The following is a 19,754-nucleotide window of genomic DNA, read 5'->3' on the forward strand; positions in this document are numbered from 1 at the left end:
CAGCGGTTAGAATCTATCGATGACGCAAGCCATCGACTTCGACCGCTACGACCGCATCCGCCCGATCCGCTGGACCGGCGATACCCTTGAACTGCTCGACCAGCGCAAGCTGCCGTTCGAGGTCGAATACGTCCGTTGCGCGGACAGCGATGCGGTCGCGGAGGCGATCCGCCTGCTGATCGTGCGCGGCGCTCCGGCGATCGGCATTTCCGCCGCCTGGGGTGTGGTGCTGGCGGCGCGCGACATCGACGCGGCCGACGGCGCGCAGACGCTGCAGCGGCTGGAACCGGCGATGCAGCGGCTCAATGCCGCCCGCCCGACCGCGGTCAACCTGGCCTGGGCGCTGGCGCGGATGCGCCGGGTGCTGGCCGCCGCCGGCGCCGACTGGCGCGAGGTCATCGCGCGCGAGGCGCAGGCGATCGCCGACGAGGACCTGGCCGCCAATCGCCGCATGGGCGCTCTGGGCGCGGCCCTGATCGCCGAAGGCAGCGGGGTGATGACCCACTGCAATACCGGCTCGCTGGCGACCGCCGGCTTCGGCACCGCGCTGGGAGTGATCCGCGCCGGCGTCGCCCAGGGCCGGATCGCCCGCGTGTTCGCCGGCGAGACCCGGCCATGGCTGCAGGGCGCGAGGTTGACCTCGTGGGAGCTGCAGCAGGACGGGATCGCGCCGACCCTGGTCGCCGACGCGGCCGCCGCGCACCTGATGAAGGGCGGGGCGGTGCAATGGGTGATCGTCGGCGCCGACCGGATCTGCGCCAACGGCGACACCGCCAACAAGATCGGCACCTATCAGCTGGCGATCGCCGCCCGCCACCATGGCGCGAAGTTCATGGTGGTCGCGCCGTCCTCGACCGTCGACATGGATACCGCCAGCGGCGACGCGATCGAGATCGAGGAGCGCGACCCCGGCGAGATGTTCGCGATCGGCGGCGTGCGTACCGCCGCCCCGGACATCGCCGCGTGGAACCCGGTGTTCGACGTGACCCCGCACGAACTGATCGACGCGATCGTCACCGAGAAGGGCGTGATCGAGCGCCCCGACGCGGCGGCGATGCGGGCCGCGTTCGGCGGCTGAATCCGCGCCATCGCTCCGGGCCGCGCCGGGACCGCCGGCGGACGCGCCAAGTCCTTGTTTCTGCCCATAAATCGGCCGCGTCCGAGGCTGCGGCGAGGGGCCGTGTTGTGGTAAGATTTCACGTCTTTTTGATGGCGCCGCGCGCGTCGTCGCGGGCGGCGCCGGATCGGCCTGTCCGCGGGTGGCGCGATGCGGCCGATCCAACGCCCAATACGGAAACCTGATGGCCGATCTCGCCAAGGAAATCATCCCGGTCAACCTCGAAGACGAGATGCGTCGCAGCTACCTGGATTACGCGATGAGCGTGATCGTCGGTCGCGCGCTCCCCGACGCCCGGGACGGACTCAAGCCGGTGCACCGCCGCGTCCTGTACGCGATGAACGAGCTCGGCGCGCACAGCAACAAGCCGTACTACAAGTCGGCCCGCGTGGTCGGTGACGTGATCGGTAAGTACCACCCTCACGGCGACAGCGCGGTATACGACACCCTGGTGCGCATGGCGCAGCCGTTCTCGCTGCGCTACATGCTGATCGACGGCCAGGGCAACTTCGGCTCGATCGACGGCGACAACGCCGCGGCGATGCGATACACCGAAGCGCGGATGTCGCGGCTCAGCCACGAACTTCTGGCCGACATCGACAAGGAAACCGTCGACTTCCAGCCCAACTACGACGAGAAGGAACTCGAACCGTCGGTGCTGCCGACGCGGGTGCCGAACCTGCTGGTCAACGGCTCGGCCGGCATCGCGGTCGGCATGGCGACCAACATCCCGCCGCACAACCTGTCGGAGGTGGTCGACGCGACCATCGCCCTGATCGACAACCCCGAGATCGACATCGACGGGCTGATGGAGTACGTCCCCGGTCCCGACTTCCCGACCGCGGGCATCATCAACGGCACCGCCGGGATCATCACCGCCTACCGCACCGGCCGCGGCCGGGTGCGGATGCGCGCGCGCGCCGAGGTCGAGGTCAACGACAGCACCGGCCGCGAGGCGATCGTCGTCACCGAGATCCCCTACCAGGTCAACAAGGCGCGTCTGATCGAGAAGATCGCCGAGCTGGTCAAGGAGAAGCGCATCGAGGGCATCTCGGAGCTGCGCGACGAGTCCGACAAGGACGGCATGCGCATCTTCATCGAGGTCAAGCGCGGCGAGTCGGCCGAGGTGGTGCTGAACAACCTCTACCAGCAGACCCAGATGGAGTCGGTGTTCGGCATCAACATGGTCGCCATCGTCGACGGCCGGCCGCAGTTGCTGAACCTCAAGGACATGCTCGAGGTGTTCGTGCGCCACCGCCGCGAGGTGGTGACCCGTCGCACCATCTTCGAGCTGCGCAAGGCCCGCCAGCGCGCCCACATCCTGGAAGGCCTGACCGTCGCGCTCGCCAACATCGACGAGATGATCGAGCTGATCAAGACCTCGGAGAACCCGCAGGTCGCCAAGGAGCGCATGCTCGCCCGCCGCTGGGAACCGGGCCTGGTCGGCAGCCTGCTGGCCGCGGCCGGCGCCGAGGCCTCGCGTCCGGACGACCTGCCCAAGGGCGTCGGCCTGGTCGACGGCACCTACCAACTGACCGAGACCCAGGCCCAGCAGATCCTGGAGATGCGCCTGCACCGCCTGACCGGCCTGGAGCAGGAGAAGCTGACCGACGAGTACAAGCAGTTGCTGGAGGTCATCCGCGGCCTGATCGAGATCCTCGAGAATCCCGAGGTGCTGATGGAGGTCATCCGCACCGAGCTGCGCAACGTCAAGGAAGAGTTCGGCGATGCCCGCCGCAGCGAGATCCGGCAGAGCGAGGAGGACCTGGATATCCTCGATCTGATCGCGCCGGAGGACGTGGTCGTGACCCTGTCGCACGCCGGCTACGCCAAGCGCCAACCGGTGACCAGCTACCGCGCGCAGAAGCGCGGTGGCCGCGGCCGCAGCGCGGCGGCGACCAAGGAAGAGGATTTCATCGACCAGCTGTGGCTGGTCAATACCCACGACACCCTGCTGACCTTCACCAGCGCAGGACGGGTGTTCTGGCTGCCGGTGCACCAGCTGCCCGACGCCGGCCCGAACGCACGCGGACGCCCGATCGTCAACTGGATTCCGCTGGAGGATGGCGAGCGCGTGCAGGCGGTACTGCCGGTGCGCGAGTACGACGAGGGCCGCTTCGTGTTCTTCGCCACCCGCAATGGCACGGTCAAGAAGACCCCGCTGACCGAGTACGCGTTCCGCCTGCAGAAGGGCAAGATCGCGATCAAGCTCGACGACGGCGACGCCCTGGTCGGGGTCGAGATGACCGACGGCGACCGCGAGGTGATGCTGTTCGCCAGCAATGGCAAGGCGGTGCGTTTCGCCGAGTCGGAGGTGCGCTCGATGGGTCGCACCGCCACCGGCGTGCGCGGCATGAGGCTGGCCGACGGCGAGGAGGTGGTGAGCCTGATCGTGGTCGAGGGCGACGGCGACATCCTGACCGCCAGCGAGCGCGGCTACGGCAAGCGGACCCCGGTCGACGAGTACCCGTGCAAGGGACGCGGCATCCAGGGCGTGATCGCGCTCAAGACCACCGAGCGCAACGGCAAGCTGGTCGGCGCGGTGCAGCTGAGCGAGCAGCACGACGTGCTGCTGATCTCCGATGGCGGCACCCTGGTGCGTACCCGCGCGGCCGAGATCTCGCAGGTCAGCCGCAATACCCAGGGCGTGACCCTGATGCGATTGGCGGCCGACGAGTCGCTGCAGGCGGTCGAGCGTCTGGACGCCTCGCTCGATGGCGGCGACGAAGCCGATGGCGAGATCGATCCGGCATTGGCGGACGCCGCCGGAGCCGCGTCCGCGGCCCCCGACGAGGTCGGTGGCGAACAGCCGGATCCGACGGCCTGATCCCACGCTTGCCGAGCGCAGACGGTTCCTGCGATCGAGAACGCCGCCTTCGGGCGGCGTTTTTTTTGCCGCGCCGGAGCCCTGGTGTCGCGCGAAATTTTCGTCACGGACGCAGGTCTATACTGGCGCGACGTCACGGAAGCCGCAGCCAGGGGGAGTACCACGATGGGGATCAGTCGCTTGCGCAAGTCCGCAGAGGGCCGCAGCCGCGGCGGTGGCCGATGGACTGCGTTGTTGCTGCTCGCCCTGTTGCTACCGACCGCCTGCCAGCGCGACCAGGACGGCCAATTGCCCGCCACCAGCGGCGAGAAGATACAGGCCGAGGCGGCGACCACGCAGGCCGGTTTCGCGCTGGCTTCGGCCTATCCCGACCAGCACGACGAGCAGCTGGCGATCGCGCTGGAGTTCACCCAGCCGGTGGTCGGCTCGCAGGACTTCGACGCCCTGATCGCGGTCGCCAGCTCCAAGGGCGCGGCGGTATCGGGCAGCTGGGTGCTCGACGACGAAGGCAAGGTGCTGAGGTTTCCGCATGTCGAGGCCGACAAGGACTACACGGTCACGATCAAGGCCGGGCTGACCGCCGCCGCCGGCGACCGCCTCGACCGGGAACTGGTCAAGACCGTGCATACCGGGCCGCTGGAACCGGTGGTCGGTTTCGCCTCCCAGGGCAGTGTGCTGCCCGCACGCGACAGCCGCGGCCTGCCGGTGGTTTCGGTCAACGTGGACGAGGTCGACGTCGAGTTCCTGCGCGTGCGCGAGGCATCCCTGCCCAGGTTCTTCAGCGAGTACCAGCGTGGCGGCCGCCGCGACGGCTGGCAGCTGGACGCCAACTACCGCGACAACACACCGCTGGGCGATCTGGCCGAACCGGTCTACGTCAACCGCTTCGTGCTCGGCGGCAAGCCCAACGAACGGGTGCTGACCTATCTGCCGTTGCAGGACATCAGGGAGCTGCAGGAACCGGGCCTGTACTTCGCGGTGATGAAGCGCACCGGCCGCTTCGGCGACGACTTCGAGACCGCGTTCTTCACCGTCAGCGACCTCGGCCTGCACGTGCGCGCCTACAAGGACAAGCTGTTCGTGCATACCGCCTCGCTGGCCAGCGGCGCGCCGGTCAGCGGCACCGGGCTGCGCATTCTCGACGCCAAGGGCGAGCCTGTGCTCAAGGGCGAGACCGACCGGCACGGCAACGCGATGCTCGAATACAGCCTCGATGCCGGCCACGTGCTGGTCGCCGAGCGCGGCAGCGACGTTTCGATGCTGCCGTTCAACCAGCCCGCGCTCGACCTGTCCGAGTTCGCCGTCTCGGGACGCGAGCAGGCCTGGTTCGACGTGTTCGCCTGGTCCGGTCGCGATCTGTACCGGCCCGGCGAGACGGTGCGGGTGTCGGCGCTGTTGCGCGACCAGGACGGTCAGCCGCTGAAGGCCGGCGGCAGCGGCGGCGACCTGTCCAAACAACCGCTGTACGTGCGCTACGTGCAGCCCGACGGCAAGATCCTGATCGAGTCCGCGCTCACTCCCGATGCGCGCGGTTACGTTCGTCATGAGCAGACCATCCCGGCCGATGCCGCGACCGGACGCTGGAAGATCGAGTTCCGCAGCGACCCGGCGAGCAAGGAGGCGGTGCAGGGGATGACCCTGCGGATCGAGGAGTTCCTGCCGGAGCGGATGAAGCTCGACCTCGACAGCGCGCAGGCCGTGCTCAAGCCGGGCGAAGCGCTGAAGCTCAAGGCCACCGGCGCCTACCTGTATGGCGCCTCGGCGGCCGGCAACCGCTTCACCGCCAAGCTCGCGGTCGCGGTGGAACAGCATCCGCTCGACAACCTGCCGGGCTGGTTCTTCGGCGATCCCACCGTGGATCTGCCGCGCGAGGCCAAGGAGGTCGTCGACGCCAAGCTGGGCGAGGACGGCAGCTACACCGCAGACATCAAGTTGCCGGCCGAGGTCAAGGCCGACACGCCGGTCGCGGCGATCGTGTCCGGAAGCCTGTTCGAAACCGGCGGACGCAGCGTCAATCGCAATCTGAAGCGGGTGCTGTGGCCGGCCGAGGCCCTGGTCGGCGTGCGTCCGCTGTTCGACGATAAGGAGGGAACCGACGCCAATGCCAGCGCCGGTTTCGAGCTTGGGCGTTTCGGCGTCGACGGCAAGCCGCGTCCGGGCAAGGGCCTGCGGGTGACCCTGGTGCGCGAGCATCGCGACTACCACTGGAACCACGACGACGAACACGGCTGGGACTACGACTTCGTCCGCCGTTTCGAGGACATCGAAACGCGCGAGGTCGAGGCCGGCAGTGCGCCGCTGCGGATCGACTTCCCGGTCGAGTGGGGCGACTACCGGATCGACGTGTTCGACCCCCAGACCCGGCTGACCACGCGCTACCCGTTCACCGCCGGCTGGAGCTGGAACGACGAGAACCGCGGCCTCGACGCGCGTCCGGACAAGGTCAAGCTGTCGCTGGACAAGACCAGCTACCGCGCCGGCGACACCCTGGAGGTGACCCTGACCCCGCCGCACGAGGGGCGGGGCCTGGTGATGGTCGAGAGCGACCGCATGCTGTTCGTGCAGGGCGTGGACGTGAAGGCCGGCACCAAGGTCGAGATTCCGGTCACCGCCGACTGGGAGCGCCACGACGTCTACGTGACCGCGCTGGTGTTCCGCGGCGGCAGCGCACCGAGCAAGGTGACCCCGGCGCGGGCGGTGGGCGTCGCCCACGTGGTGATGGACCGCAAGGACCGCAAGGTCGCGGTCGGCCTGGTTTCGCCGGAGATGATGCGTCCCGAGCAGGACATGCCGGTGACCGTCAGCGTGCCCGAGCTGGCCGGCAAGGACGCATGGGTGACCGTCGCCGCGGTCGACGTCGGCATCCTCAACATCACCCGCTTCCCGGTACCCGATGCGGCCGCGCATTTCTTCGCCCAGCGGCGACTGGGCGTCGACGCCTACGACGTCTACGGCCGCGTGATCGAGAGCTTCGACGGCAGCCTGGCGCGGATCCGCTTCGGCGGCGACATGGCCTTGCAGCCGCTGGTGCAGGCACGGCGTCCGACCGCGCGGGTGCAGACCGTCGACCTGTTCGCCGGGCCGGTCAAGCTCGACGGCAAGGGCAATGCGCGCCTGGCGCTGCCGGTGCCGGACTTCAACGGCACCCTGCGGGTGTCGGCGCTGGTCTATGCCGGCGGCCACTACGGCAGCCGCGATCGCGAGACCGTGGTGCGGGCGCCGGTGCTGGCCGAGGCGAGCCTGCCACGGGTGCTGGCGCCGGGCGACCGCAGCAAGGTCACCCTCGACGTGCAGAACTTCACCGACAAGCCCGGCAGCTTCAAGGTCCGTGTCGACGGCATCGGCCCGCTGTCGGTCGACGGCGGCGAGCGCAGTGTCGAGTTGAAGGTCGAGGGCAAGACCACGCTCGATTTCCCGCTGACCGCGCGCGAGGGTTACGACGTCGCCCAGGTCCGGGTCCGTGTCGAAGGCAACGGCTACAAGGTCGACCGCAAGTACGACCTGCCGGTGCGACCGGCCTGGCCGTCGGTGCTGCGCGCCCGCACCCGGGTGCTCGACGAGCTCGCCGCGATCCAGCTCGATCCGGGCCTGGCCGACGGATTGATGCCCGGCTCGGTGACCGCGCGCCTGTCGGTCAGCGCATTGCCGCCGATCCCGTTCGCCAGCGCGCTCGACGGCGCGCTCAAGTACCCGTACGGCTGCGCCGAGCAGACCACCAGCAAGGGCTATGCGACGCTGGAACTGGACGATGCGACCGCGAAGATGCTCGGCATCGAGGGGCTTGGCGAGGGCAAGCGCCGTCATCGCATGGAAGGCGCGTTCGCGCGCCTGGCCGGAATGCAGATCAACTCCGGACACTTCTCGATGTGGGGCGATGGCGACTACGTCAATCCGATCATCACGCCCTACATCGTCGAGTTCCTGCTCGATGCGCGCGAAGCCGGCTTCGCGGTGCCCGATGCGATGCTGCAGAAGGCGCTGAAGGTGCTCAACGAGGATCTGCTGGCCGGCGGGCCGTCCTATTTCGGATACGACCGCCGCGAGCATCTCAAGTTCGCCTACAAGGCCTACGCCGGCTACGCGCTGGCGCGGGTCAACCGCGCGCCGCTGGGCACGCTGCGGGCGATGTACGACAACGAGCGCGACAAGAGCGTGACCGGACTGCCGCTGGTGCACCTGGGCCTGGCGCTGAGCCTGCAGGGCGACAAGGCACGCGGTGCCCGTGCGATCGCCGCCGGTTTCGACCGCAGCTCGGCGTCGCGGCCGCGCTATCTGGGCGACTACGGCAGCCGCGTGCGCGACGATGCGTTGATGATCGCGCTGGTGCACGAACACGACCTCGCCAGGCCCGAGTACGACGCACGGGTGGTCGACCTGGGCCGCGAACTCGACAGCCGCCGCAACCGCGGCTGGCTGTGGCTGAGCACCCAGGAGCAGGTCGCGCTGGCGCGACTGGGCAAGGCGCTGATGGCCGACCAGGGCAATCGCGTCTCCGGCCAATGGCTGGTCGATGGAAAGATCAGCGATGCCGCCGAGGCGCGTTACATCGGTCGCGACTTCGATCATGCCGGGCTGTTGTCCGGGGTGCGCTTCAACCCGCAAGGGAAGGTGCCCCTGTACGCCAACCTGGAGGTCGCCGGCGTGCCGCGCAGCGCACCGGCGCCGGACGCGTCGGTGATCAAGGTCGAACGCCGCTGGTTCACGCCGGAGGGCAAGCCCTGGGAAGGCGGTGCGCTGGAGGAGGGCGACGTGCTGATCGCCGCGGTCAGCGTCAGCGCCGACCAGGACATGCCCGACGCGTTGTTGACCGAGCTGCTGCCGGCCGGACTGGAGATCGAGAACTTCAATCTCAGCGACGCCAAGCAGTGGGCCGACGTGGTGGTCGACGGCATCACCCTGAGCGAGCGCGACCGGGCCGCCGAGATCCGCTACGAGGAGTATCGCGACGACCGCTATGTGGCCGCGCTCAAGCTCGACCGGCGCGATACCGATCACGTGTTCTACATGGTCAGGGCGGTCACCCCGGGCGTCTACGCGGTACCGCCGTCGCTGGTCGAGGACATGTACCGGCCCAATCTGCGCGGCATCGGCCGGGCGGTACCGGCCAGGATCACGGTGGTGCCGCCGGGCGGTTGATCCCGCCCCGGCGGCTGTCGCCGGGGACGGGGTCCGATGCCCGGCGGGCCATCGTCCCAGGCTCCCGTAGGAGCGGCGAGAGCCGCGATTGCACGACGTTCTCATCCGCACATGTCCGTGATCGACCCCAGCACAAGCCGGCGTCCCCCGAGAGGGCGCCGGCTTGCCCTCAAGCTCACCCTGGCGGGACTGCTGCTGGCGACCCTGGCGATGCTGCTGGACCTGGCCTTTCCGTTGCCCGTGCCGGACGCGCGCGGTGCCGGCGCGGTGGTGGTCGCCGCCGATGGCACGCCGCTGCGCGCCTTCGCCGACCGCAACGGGATCTGGCGCTACCCGGTCGAGCTGGAGGAGGTCTCGCCGCTGTATGTCGAGGCGCTGCTGGGATACGAGGACCGCTGGTTCTGGCGCCACCCGGGAGTCAATCCCCTGTCGATGCTGCGCGCGGGCGGGCAGTGGCTGCGGCATGGCCGGGTGGTGTCCGGCGGTTCGACCCTGACCATGCAGGTCGCCCGCATCCTGGATCCGCCGGCGGGCGGCAGCCGCACGCCGTGGGCGAAGGCGCGCCAGGTCCTGCGGGCGCTGCAACTGGAAGCGCATCTGTCCAAGCGCGAGATCCTGACCCTGTACCTCAACCATGCGCCGTTCGGCGGCACCATCGAGGGGGTCGAGGCGGCCAGTTGGGCCTATCTCGGCAAGCCGTCCTCGCAGCTGTCGCACGCCGAGGCGGCATTGCTGGCGGTGCTGCCACAGGCACCGAGCCGGTGGCGCCCGGACCGTGAACCGGAGGCGGCCGGTGCCGCCCGCGACAAGGTGCTCGAACGCATGGCCCGGCTCGGCCGCTGGAGCCGGGCCGAGGTCGAGGATGCGCGCATCGAGACCGTGGTGTCGCGTTCGCTGGCGCCGCCGCGCCACGCCGCGCTGCTGGCCAGGCGCCTGCGCCAGCAGTTGCCGCGGGCGCGCAGGATCACCTCGACTCTCGACATCGAGTTGCAGCGGACCCTGGAAGCGCGCGTTTCCAGCTACTTCTCGAGCCTGCCCGAGCGCACCTCGGCGGCGCTGCTGGTGGTCGACAACGCGACCCTGGAGGCGCGCGCCTATGTCGGCTCGGTCGAATTCGCCGATGCCGAGCGGCTCGGCCACGTCGACATGGTGCGCGCCTGGCGTTCGCCTGGATCGACGCTCAAGCCCTTTCTCTACGGGCTGGCGATCGACGACGGCCTGATCCATTCCGAGAGCCTGCTGGTCGATGCGCCGCAGTCCTTCGGCGACTACCGCCCCGGCAACTTCGACGCCGCCTTCAACGGACCGGTAAGCGTCGCGACGGCGCTACGGCTGTCGCTCAACGTGCCGGCGGTCGACGTGCTCGACCGGCTGGGGCCGGCGCGGTTCTCGGCCCGGCTCGCGCATGCCGGCATCGAGCTGCACTGGCCGCGCGGCGCGTCGCCGAACCTGGCGATGATCCTCGGCGGCACCGGTGCGCGGCTGGAGGATCTGGTGGGCGCCTATGCCGCGCTCAACCGCGACGGACTCGCCGGCCACGTCCGCTACCGGCCCGACGAACCCGCCAGCGAACGACGCCTGCTTTCGCCGGGGGCGGCCTGGATCGTGCGCGAGATCCTGGAAGGCAATCCACGCCCGGGCACCGCCGTCGATACCTTCGATGCCAGCCGGCGCGCGCGGGTGGCCTGGAAGACCGGCACCAGCTACGGGTTCCGCGACGCCTGGGCGTTGGGCTCGACCCGCAGCTACACGGTCGGGGTCTGGGTCGGCCGGCCGGACGGAACGCCGCTGCCCGGACAGTACGGCGCGGTGACCGCGCTGCCGCTGCTGTTCGAGGTGATCAACACCTTGCCGAGCCCGCGCGGCGATGCCGCGCCGTCGCCGCCGCCGGACACGGTGGCCCAGGTGGATATCTGCTGGCCGCTGGGCCTGCCGCCGGATCCGCGGGCGCCGGAGCTGTGCCAGCAGCGGCACGCCGCGTGGACCCTGCAGGGGGTGGTGCCGCCGACCTTCGCCGAGCGCGGCGCCCGCTTGTGGAGCGCCGGCGAGGTCCGTTTCGATGTCGATGCCGGCAGTGGCGAACGCTTGTCGGCGCAGTGCGTCCGCGATCATGAGCGCCGCGCCGCCCGGATCGCGCGTTGGCCGGCGCTGGCATCGCCGTGGTTGACGCGTGCGCAACGCGCGGCTTCGCGGTTGCCGCCGCTGGCCGCCGGCTGCGTCGACGACGGCCGCGAAGGGGGCGAGGCGCTGAGCATCGAGGGCATCAACCACCGCGCGACCCTGGCGACGGCGCCGGGCGGGCGCGGCGGTCTGCGCCTGTTCGTGCGGGCGGTCGGCAGCGATACCCGGATCCGCTGGCTGCTGGACGGACACCTGATCGGCGAGTCGCAGGGCAGCGGGCGCTTCGAACACGACTTCGGCGAGCCCGGCGCGCATACCCTGACCGCGCTGGCCGACAGCGGCGCCTGGGCCAGCGTCGACTTCAGGGTGCTGCGCTGAAGGGTGCCGGCCGGCCGCGGCTTGCGCCGCTCCTACGAGGCGGCGGGGCGATGGGCGATGGGGGAGCGGCGTAAGCCGCGATGCGGACGCCCCGGTACCCGGGCGTCCGCACTCCCGGGTCAGGACAGCTGCGCGAGCACGTACTCGGCCGAGGACACCTTGAACTCGCCGGGCGCCTCGACCCACAGCTGCCTGACCACGCCGTCCTCGGCATACAGCGCGAAGCGCTTGGCGCGCAGTCCCATGCCGTAGGCGGTGGCATCCAGCTCCAGTCCCAGCGCCTTGGTGAACTCGCCGTTGCCATCGGCGAGCATCAGCAGCTCGGCCGGCACCTGCTGGGATTGCGCCCAGGCCTGCATCACGAACGGGTCGTTGACCGACAGGCAGGCGATGTCGATGCCCCTGGCGCGGAACGCGTCGAAGTGTTCGACGAAGCCCGGCAGGTGGCGTTCGGAGCAGGTCGGGGTGAACGCGCCCGGGACCGCGAACAGGACCATCTTGTTGCCGGCGAACAGCGACGCGGACGCGACCGGTTCGATGTCGTTGCCGACCTTCTGGAGCTGGATGTCGGGGAGGGTGTCGCCGATCTGGACGGTCATGGGAGATCTCCGTGGGGAAGCCGGAAGTCTAGCGCGTCGGAGACGGCCTGAATGCCTCGGAACGACTTGAAATCCGCCCGCCGGTACCCATTTTCCGGACATGGCCGCAGCGGCCGTGGGCCGAGGCGGCCGGACCCGAATCCCTCTTGACTGGAGTATCGACATGAACATTGTCCGTTACAGCCAGCGGCCCGGCCCTGGCGCATTGCAGGAAGAAATCAGGCAGGTCTTCGATCGCTTTTTCGACAACGACGACCGCGACGAATCGTCGGTGGTGACCAGCCAGTGGGTGCCCCGCGTCGACGTCAGGGAAGAGGCCGACCGCTTCGTGCTGTATGCCGATCTGCCGGGCGTCGACCCGGAGGAGATCGAAGTGCAGATGGACAAGGGAATCCTGTCCATCAAGGGCGAGCGCAAGGCTCAGGACGCCACCGGCAGCGAGCGGTTTTCACGTATCGAGCGCTACCATGGCAGCTTCCATCGCCGCTTCGCGTTGCCGGACAGCGCCGATCCCGACGGGATTGCCGCCAACGGCCACAATGGGGTGCTGGAGATCGTCATTCCGAGGAAGCCCGAAACCACGCCGCGTCGTATCCAGGTGGGCAGGCCCGGCTGACCGGCCACGCTTCCGGCGAGGCCCCCAACGCGGCCGGCGGACCATCGCCGGCCGCTGCCCGTGGAGGTCCGTGACGGAGCGGTTCCCGGGCTGCCTGACCCGCCGTCACCCAACACTTTCCGGACCAGGAGCCCTGGATGCAGTTCAAGGACTACTACGAAACCCTGGGCGTCGAGCCCAGCGCGGGCGATGCGGAGATCAAGACCGCGTACCGGCGGCTCGCCCGCAAGTATCACCCCGACGTCAGCAAGGAGCCCGGCGCGGAGGACAAGTTCAAGGCGGTCAACGAGGCCTACGAGGCGCTGCGCGATCCGGACAAGCGCCGGGCCTACGACCAGTTGCGCGCGCGCGGCTACCGGCCGGGCGACGAGGTGCAGCCGCCGCCGGGCGGTTTCGGAGGCGGTTTCGACGGTGCCGGTTTCGAGGAGATCTTCGCCGGCGGCGGTGCCGGTGGCGGTTTCAGCGACTTCTTCGAGAGCCTGTTCGGCCAGGGCCGTCGCGGCGGCGGGTTCCGTGGCCCGGGCGGTCCGCGCGGGCCGTCGGTGCCGCCGCGCGGCGATACCCGCGCCAAGCTCGCGGTGCCGCTGGAAGCGGTCTACGACGGCGGCAGCGTGCGCATCTCGATCAATGGCAAGACCCTGGACGTGCGCGTGCCCAAGGGGGTCCGCGAGGGCCAGGCGATCCGCCTGGCCGGGCAGGGCGAGCACGGCGATCTGCTGCTGGAGATCGAGTACGCGGCGCATCCGCAGTTCGAGGTCGACGGCCGCAACATCATCCACGTGCTGCCGCTGGCCCCGTGGGAGGCGGCGCTGGGTGCGAGCCTGAGTGTTCCGACCCTGGGCGGCGCGGTCGAGGTCAAGGTGCCGGCCAATTCCGAAGCCGGACGCAAGCTGCGCCTGCGCGGCCGCGGGCTGCCCGGCGCCACTCCCGGGGATCAGATCGTCGAGCTGGAGGTGCTGGCCCCGCGCGCGGAGAACGAGGCGCAGAAGGACGCCTATACCGCGTTGCGCGATGCGTTCGGGGACGACTGGCGGAGGGTGTGAGGCGGGCGGGGCGCCGCTGCCGCCAGGGACCGGTGGCTGGCGCCGCTCAGGCGCTGGCCGGCAGCAGCTGGCCGATCACCTCGGACAGGTCGCTTTCGGTGAACGGCTTGGTGATGTAGGCCTTGGCGCCCTGACGCATGCCCCAGACGCGGTCGGTGTCCTGGTCCTTGGTGGTCACCAGCACCACCGGGATATGGCGGGTCGCCTCGTCGCGGCAGATCGAGCGGGTGGCCTGGAAGCCGTTGAGGTTCGGCATCACCACGTCCATCAGCACCAGGTCGGGCAGCTCGCGCTTGGCCGCCTCCACGCCGGCGGCGCCATCCTCCGCGGTGAGTGCTTCATGGCCGAGCTTCTCGACGATGCGCCGGATGCCCATCAGCTGCGAAGGTGAGTCGTCGACGATCAGGATGCGCGCCATAGTGGTCCCCCGGGAACGTGAACCCGATTGTAACGGCGGGCGGTGACGCCGCAAGCGCCGGTGCCTCAGTCCGCGAACGCGACCAGGGTCCGGCCGAAGGATCCGCCCGACAGCATGGTCCCGAACACCTCCGGCAGCCCATCCAGGCCGACCTCGCGGGTGCAGATCCGCTCCAGGTGTCGAGGCTTCCAGTCGCTGGCCAGGTGCTGCCAGACGGTCTCACGGATATCGCGGGCGGTACCGGCCGAGGCCACGCCCAGCAGCGAGACCCCGCGAATGATGAACGGCATCACTGTCGCCTCCAGCGCATGCGAGGCGGCCAGGCCGGCGCTGGCGACATTGCCGTAGGGCTCGGTCTGGGCCAGCAGGCTGGTCAGCATCGGCCCGCCGACGTTGTCCAGGCCGCCGCCGAAGCGGGCCGACTCCATCGGCCGGGTTGTGGCCAGGGCGTCGCGACCGAGCACCTGGCTGGCGCCGATCGACTTCAGATAGTCGGCCTGGTCGGCCTTTCCGCTGATCGCGTGCACCTCGAAACCGGCGCGGCTGAAGATGTCCAGCGCCAGCGAGCCGACGCCGCCGGTGGCGCCGGTGACCGCGAGCGGGCCCAGCTCGGGGGTCTGCCGGTTCTCGGTCATCCGCAGCAGCGCCAGCGCCGCGGTGAAGCCGGCGGTGCCCAGGATCATGCTCTCGCGCAGGCTGAGCCCGGACGGCAGCGGGATCGCCCACTTCGCCTCCAGCCGCGCGTACTGCGAGTAGCCGCCGTCGCGGGTCTCGCTCAGGCCGCAGCCGGTGACCAGCACCGCGTCGCCCTCGCGGAAACCGGGGTCGGTCGAGGCGACCACGTGGCCGGCCACGTCGATGCCGCCGACCAGCGGGAAGCGGCGCAGGATCTTGCCCTTGCCGGTGCCGGCAAGGGCATCCTTGAAGTTCACCGACGAATAGGCGGTGCGGATCACCACCTCGCCGGGCGAGAGGTCGTCGATCGACAGCGGCTCGATGCCGCTGCGGTAACCGGCGTCATCGTTGTGGATGCGGAAGGCGTCGAAGGTCGCGGGGAGGGAGGACATCGGGAGCTCCTTGTGGGTCGGACGTGGCGGACGGCCGGGGCGGAGATTCAGCGCAGCGACTTGCGCCGCTTCTCGTCCATCCACTTGTCGGCCTGGGCCGGTGAATAGTCGCGCATCCACGCCAGCATCGCCGGGATGTCGTCGCCGTGCCAGAGGTCGGCGCGCTGGTCCGGATGCAGGAAGCGCTCGGCGACCATGCGGTCGATCATCGCGATCAGCGGCGCGTAGAAGCCTTCCACGTCGAGGAAGGCGCAGGGGCGCTGGCCGATGCCGAGCTGGCGCCAGGTCAGCATCTCGAACATCTCGTCGAGGGTGCCGAAGCCGCCGGGCAGGGCGATGAAGCCGTCGGCGAGGTCGAACATGCGCGCCTTGCGCTCGTGCATGTTGGCAACCACCTCCAGTCGGGTCAGGCCCTGGTGGGCGACTTCCCACTGCACCAGTTGCTCGGGAATCACGCCCACGACCTCGCCGCCGCCCTCCAGCACGGCATCGGCGACGATACCCATCAGGCCGACGTTGCCGCCGCCGTAGACCAGGCCGATGCCCTCGGCGGCGAGCCGGTGGCCCAGGGCCATGGCCCGCTCAGCATAGGCCGGGTTGGAACCGGCATTGGAGCCGCAATAGACGCAGACGCTGCGCATGATCAGTAAGCCTCCAGCATGATGATGCCCGACATTTTCCGTGCCGCCTCGCGTTGGGCGCGCGGTTGCAGTTTCGACAGCAGGTTCCAGAACCAGGCCCCGCGCATGGTCCGCTCCAGTCGCAGCGATTCGTCCCAGGTCGAACGGAAGTCGCGCTCGCGCCAGCCCAGCGGCTCGAAGAAGGCGGTGCCTTCGGCGGGACCGAACAGGAATGGCGCATTGGCCTGCTGCAGACGGCGCTGCCAGTTGCGCGCCAGCATCTTCAGCAATCGTGGCGAGGCCAGGTCGCTCATCCACAGCGTGCCCGGGCCCAGGCCGCGCAACGTGCGGGCGAGGTCGGCGACCTGGGTGGGCTCGAGATAGATCAACAGGCCCTCGGTGATCACCAGCACCGGTCCGTCGGCGGCGGCGCGGGCGACAACCGCGTCGCGGGCGCCTGCTTCGCGCAGGTCGGCGGTGACGAACTCCAGCCGGCAGCGCGGCGTTTCCTGCCGCATGTGGCCGCGGAAGTAGTCGACCATCTCCGGCAGGTCGACGTGCAGCCAGCGCAGGTCGGCGGGCAGGTCGAGCCGGTAGGGGCGGGCGTCGAGACCGGCGGCCAGGTTGAGCACGCTGCGCACACCGTTGCCGACCGCCTCCAGCAGCAGCTCGTCCATCACCTGGGTGCGCACGACCATCGGCCAGCTCATCGACATGCCCTTGGGCATCGAAGCGACGATCGCCGCGCCTCGTTCGCCGGCGAGCCGGCGCGCGTACGGGTCGTGGAAATGCGCATCGCCGCGCTCGCTTTCCATCGCGCGATACATCGCGACCCACAGGGCGGTGTCGGATACGTTGCGGATCGGGCGCGGGTCGTTCATCGCGGTGTTCCTCCAACGACGAAGCCGCCGGCGGCACGGGGCGGCGGGCGGCTTCGGCGGGTGATCCGGAGTCGGGCTCCGGAATCGCTCAGTTGGCCTTGTGGATGGCGCGCTTGGACACCGCCATCGCGGCGTCGTGGATCGCCTCCGACAGGGTCGGGTGGGCGTGGCAGATGCGTGCGAGGTCGTCGGCCGAGCCCTTGAACTCCATCGTCAGCACGCCCTCGTGGACCAGCTCGGACACGTTCACGCCAACCAGATGCAGGCCCAGCACGCGATCGGTCTCGGCGTGCGCGATCACCTTCACGAAGCCCGCCGGCTCGGCCATCGCGACCGCGCGGCCGACCGCGGCGAACGGGAAGCTGCCGGTCTTGTACGGCACGCCCTCGTCCTTGAGCTGCTGCTCGGTCTTGCCGACCCAGGCGATTTCCGGTTCGGTGTAGATCACCCACGGAATGGTGTCGAGGTTGACGTGACCCGGCAGGCCGGCGATCAGCTCGGCGACCGCGATGCCTTCCTCGAAGCCCTTGTGCGCCAGCATCGGACCGCGCACGCAGTCGCCGACCGCCCAGACGCCGTCGACGCCGGTGTGGCAGTGCTCGTCGACCTCGATCTGGCCGCGCTCGTTGAGCTTGACGCCGGTGCCGTCGGCGAGCAGGCCGCCGCTCGCGGCGCGGCGGCCGACCGCCACCAGCAGCTTGTCGACGGTCAGGCTCTGCTCACCCTTGGCGTCGCTGTAGGTGACCACGACTTCCTTCTTCTTGCCTTTGCCCTTGATCTCGGTCGCGCTGACCTTGGCGCCCAGGCGAATGTCCAGGCCCTGCTTCTTGAACTCGCGCGCGGCGGTCTTGGCGACCTCGGCGTCGGCGGCGGCGAGGAAGTCCGGCAGTGCCTCGAGGATGGTGACCTCGGCGCCCAGTCGCTTCCACACGCTGCCCAGCTCCAGGCCGATCACGCCGGCGCCGATCACCGCCAGGCGCTTGGGCACCTCGGTGAAGTCCAGCGCGCCGACGTTGTCGACGATGTTCTCGCCGTCGAACTTGGCGAACGGCAGCTCGATCGAATCCGAACCCGCAGCCAGGATCACGTTGGTGCCCTTGAGCTCGACCTCGGAACCGTCGTGCTGCTTGACCTTGACGATGTTGCCCTTGTGCAGGGTGCCGAAACCGTAGAACGGGGTGACCTTGTTCGCCTTGAACAGCATCGCGATGCCGCCGGTGAACTGCTTAACGATCTTGTCCTTGCGGTCGATCATCGTGCCGACGTCCATCCTGGCATCCTTGAAGCTGATGCCGTGCTCGCCGAACAGGTGGCCCATGTTCCAGTACTGGCGCGAGGAGTCGAGCAGCGCCTTCGACGGAATGCAGCCCACGCGCAGGCAGGTGCCGCCGAGGGCGGGCTTGCCGTCCTTGCCCAGCGCCGCGTCGATGCAGGCGGTCTTCAGGCCCAGCTGGGCGGCGCGGATGGCGGCGTGGTAGCCGGCAGGGCCGGCGCCGATGACGACTACGTCGAATTGTTCGCTCATTTCATTCGCTCACGAGAGGAGGAGTGAGTGGAGAGAAGCGAGGAGCGGGAGAAGGAAACAAAGCAGGCTGCTCCCACTCCTCCCTCCCGGTCGTTCACTTCCCGCTCGAATCTGCAGGAGTGGGTGGAGGGAAGCGAGGATCGAGCCAATCAACCGCTCTCACGCCTCGCTCCCGACCACTCGCTCCTTGCCCTTACATGCCCAGCAGCATGCGGTGCGGGTTCTCGAGCTGGTTCTTGATGTCGACCAGGAACAGGACCGCGTCCTTGCCGTCGATGATGCGGTGGTCGTAGCTCAGCGCGATGTACATCATCGGCGCGGCGACGACCTGGCCGTTCTCGACGATCGCGCGCTCCTTGATCGCGTGCATGCCGAGGATGGCCGACTGCGGCGGGTTCACGATCGGAGTCGACATCAGCGAGCCGAAGGTGCCGCCGTTGGTGATCGTGAAGGTGCCGCCCTGCAGGTCCTCCAGCGCCAGCTTGCCGGCGCGTGCCTTGGTCGCGTATTCGGCGATGCCCTTCTCGACGTCGGCGAAGCCCATGCGCTCGACATTGCGCAGGACCGGGGTGACCAGGCCCTTGTCGGTCGAGACCGCGATCGAGATGTCGGCGTAACCGTGGTAGATGATGTCGTCGCCGTCGACCGAGGCGTTGACGATCGGGTGGCGCTGCAGGGCGTTCGCGGTGGCCTTGGCGAAGAAGCTCATGAAGCCCAGCTTGATGCCGTGCTCCTTGAGGAAGCTCTCGCCGAGCTCCTTGCGCATCGCCATCACCTTGCCCAGGTTGACCTCGTTGAACGAGGTCAGCATCGCGATCGACTCCTTCGACTGCATCAGGCGCTCGGCGATGCGCTTGCGCATACGGGTCATCGCCACGCGCTCCTCGGGACGCGCGCCGCCGGCCTGGCCGACGCCGCCGTCGCGGGCGTAGTTGAGCAGGTCTTCCTTGGTCACCGCGCCGCGGCGGCCGGTGCCCTCGACGTTGGCCGGATCGATGCCCTGGCTGACCGCGGTGAAGCGCGCGCCCGGCGGCAGGTCGTCGGTCTTGCCGGCGGGCTTGGGCGCTTCGGCCTTGGGCTGGACCGGCTTGGTGTCGGCTTCCTGTCGGGCGGCCTCCTTGCCGGCGCTGGCGCTCTGCGCCTTGGGCGCCTCGGCGGCGACCGCACCGGCCTCGACCAGGCCGAGGATCTGCTCGCTGGTGACGGTGTCGCCTTCGTTGAACTTGATTTCCTTCAGCACGCCGTCGACCGGCGAGGGCACTTCCAGCACCACCTTGTCGGTTTCGAGGTCCACCAGATTCTCATCGCGCTTGACCGCGTCGCCCGGCTTCTTGTGCCAGGTCGCGATGGTGGCGTCGGAGACGGACTCGGGCAGTACCGGAACTTTGATCTCGGTGCTCATGGGG

General features: G+C 69.4%; 13 protein-coding genes. 6 read left to right on the top strand and 7 right to left on the bottom strand.

From position 1 onward, the window contains the following. The first annotated feature begins 19 nt into the window (after positions 1 to 19). The 4 genes from mtnA to pbpC all read left to right on the top strand — a co-directional run bounded on the left by mtnA (position 20) and on the right by pbpC (position 11,579). Positions 20 to 1,078 carry an S-methyl-5-thioribose-1-phosphate isomerase gene (gene mtnA, locus C9I47_RS07880; RefSeq protein WP_111266245.1) on the top strand — a complete coding sequence of 353 codons (1,059 nt, stop codon included), beginning with the start codon at positions 20 to 22 and terminating at the stop codon, positions 1,076 to 1,078. A gap of 223 nt (positions 1,079 to 1,301) precedes the next feature. Further along, positions 1,302 to 3,944, top strand: a complete 2,643-nt coding sequence (gyrA, locus tag C9I47_RS07885) for a DNA gyrase subunit A (protein WP_111266246.1) — start codon at positions 1,302 to 1,304, stop codon at positions 3,942 to 3,944. Positions 3,945 to 4,124: 180 nt separating this feature from the next. Next, positions 4,125 to 9,080 carry an alpha-2-macroglobulin family protein gene (locus C9I47_RS07890; RefSeq protein ID WP_407067508.1) on the top strand — a complete coding sequence of 1,652 codons (4,956 nt, stop codon included), beginning with the start codon at positions 4,125 to 4,127 and terminating at the stop codon, positions 9,078 to 9,080. Positions 9,081 to 9,191: 111 nt separating this feature from the next. Further along, complete coding sequence (gene pbpC, locus C9I47_RS07895) at positions 9,192 to 11,579, top strand: penicillin-binding protein 1C (RefSeq protein ID WP_111266248.1); 2,388 nt, start codon at positions 9,192 to 9,194, stop codon at positions 11,577 to 11,579. 119 nt (positions 11,580 to 11,698) lie between these two features. Here pbpC and C9I47_RS07900 read toward each other — a convergent pair whose 3' ends face one another. Continuing rightward, complete coding sequence (locus tag C9I47_RS07900; protein WP_111266249.1) at positions 11,699 to 12,178, bottom strand: peroxiredoxin; 480 nt, start codon at positions 12,176 to 12,178, stop codon at positions 11,699 to 11,701. A gap of 163 nt (positions 12,179 to 12,341) precedes the next feature. On the opposite strand from C9I47_RS07900, the gene C9I47_RS07905 reads away from it, so the two are divergent. Next, on the top strand, positions 12,342 to 12,794 hold the full coding sequence (locus C9I47_RS07905; protein WP_111266250.1) for an Hsp20/alpha crystallin family protein: 453 nt from the start codon (positions 12,342 to 12,344) through the stop codon (positions 12,792 to 12,794). A gap of 137 nt (positions 12,795 to 12,931) precedes the next feature. Further along, on the top strand, positions 12,932 to 13,837 hold the full coding sequence (locus C9I47_RS07910) for a DnaJ C-terminal domain-containing protein (RefSeq protein ID WP_111266251.1): 906 nt from the start codon (positions 12,932 to 12,934) through the stop codon (positions 13,835 to 13,837). A gap of 46 nt (positions 13,838 to 13,883) precedes the next feature. Here the strand turns inward: C9I47_RS07910 and C9I47_RS07915 are convergent, their stop codons facing one another. The 6 genes from C9I47_RS07915 to sucB form a co-directional block, all read right to left on the bottom strand. Continuing rightward, positions 13,884 to 14,255, bottom strand: a complete 372-nt coding sequence (locus tag C9I47_RS07915; RefSeq protein ID WP_111266252.1) for a response regulator — start codon at positions 14,253 to 14,255, stop codon at positions 13,884 to 13,886. 65 nt (positions 14,256 to 14,320) lie between these two features. Continuing rightward, positions 14,321 to 15,322: a YhdH/YhfP family quinone oxidoreductase gene (locus C9I47_RS07920; RefSeq protein ID WP_111266253.1), complete on the bottom strand. Its 1,002-nt coding sequence runs from the start codon at positions 15,320 to 15,322 to the stop codon at positions 14,321 to 14,323. A 47-nt stretch (positions 15,323 to 15,369) separates the two neighbouring features. Then, positions 15,370 to 15,963 carry an LOG family protein gene (locus C9I47_RS07925; RefSeq protein ID WP_111266254.1) on the bottom strand — a complete coding sequence of 198 codons (594 nt, stop codon included), beginning with the start codon at positions 15,961 to 15,963 and terminating at the stop codon, positions 15,370 to 15,372. A 2-nt stretch (positions 15,964 to 15,965) separates the two neighbouring features. Further along, positions 15,966 to 16,823, bottom strand: a complete 858-nt coding sequence (locus C9I47_RS07930) for a class I SAM-dependent methyltransferase (protein ID WP_111266255.1) — start codon at positions 16,821 to 16,823, stop codon at positions 15,966 to 15,968. Positions 16,824 to 16,911: 88 nt separating this feature from the next. Next, positions 16,912 to 18,348: a dihydrolipoyl dehydrogenase gene (gene lpdA / locus C9I47_RS07935; protein ID WP_111266256.1), complete on the bottom strand. Its 1,437-nt coding sequence runs from the start codon at positions 18,346 to 18,348 to the stop codon at positions 16,912 to 16,914. Between the two features lie 193 nt (positions 18,349 to 18,541). Then, positions 18,542 to 19,750, bottom strand: coding sequence for a dihydrolipoyllysine-residue succinyltransferase (gene sucB, locus C9I47_RS07940; protein ID WP_111266257.1), 1,209 nt, complete (start codon positions 19,748 to 19,750; stop codon positions 18,542 to 18,544). Positions 19,751 to 19,754 lie beyond the last annotated feature (4 nt).

Origin of the sequence: Marilutibacter maris (assembly GCF_003233695.1) — a bacterium.
Lineage (GTDB): Bacteria > Pseudomonadota > Gammaproteobacteria > Xanthomonadales > Xanthomonadaceae > Marilutibacter > Marilutibacter maris.

Bases quoted from the DNA above. Each gene is read 5' to 3' on its own strand.
- C9I47_RS07920 (WP_111266253.1), bottom strand. From the start codon at position 15,322: ATGTCCTCCCTCCCCGCGACCTTCGACGCCTTCCGCATCCACAACGAT.
- C9I47_RS07900 (WP_111266249.1), bottom strand. From the start codon at position 12,178: ATGACCGTCCAGATCGGCGACACCCTCCCCGACATCCAGCTCCAGAAG.
- C9I47_RS07910 (WP_111266251.1), top strand. From the start codon at position 12,932: ATGCAGTTCAAGGACTACTACGAAACCCTGGGCGTCGAGCCCAGCGCG.
- C9I47_RS07930 (WP_111266255.1), bottom strand. From the start codon at position 16,823: ATGAACGACCCGCGCCCGATCCGCAACGTATCCGACACCGCCCTGTGG.
- gyrA (WP_111266246.1), top strand. From the start codon at position 1,302: ATGGCCGATCTCGCCAAGGAAATCATCCCGGTCAACCTCGAAGACGAG.
- lpdA (WP_111266256.1), bottom strand. From the start codon at position 18,348: ATGAGCGAACAATTCGACGTAGTCGTCATCGGCGCCGGCCCTGCCGGC.
- C9I47_RS07925 (WP_111266254.1), bottom strand. From the start codon at position 15,963: ATGCGCAGCGTCTGCGTCTATTGCGGCTCCAATGCCGGTTCCAACCCG.
- C9I47_RS07905 (WP_111266250.1), top strand. From the start codon at position 12,342: ATGAACATTGTCCGTTACAGCCAGCGGCCCGGCCCTGGCGCATTGCAG.
- mtnA (WP_111266245.1), top strand. From the start codon at position 20: ATGACGCAAGCCATCGACTTCGACCGCTACGACCGCATCCGCCCGATC.
- sucB (WP_111266257.1), bottom strand. From the start codon at position 19,750: ATGAGCACCGAGATCAAAGTTCCGGTACTGCCCGAGTCCGTCTCCGAC.
- C9I47_RS07915 (WP_111266252.1), bottom strand. From the start codon at position 14,255: ATGGCGCGCATCCTGATCGTCGACGACTCACCTTCGCAGCTGATGGGC.
- pbpC (WP_111266248.1), top strand. From the start codon at position 9,192: ATGTCCGTGATCGACCCCAGCACAAGCCGGCGTCCCCCGAGAGGGCGC.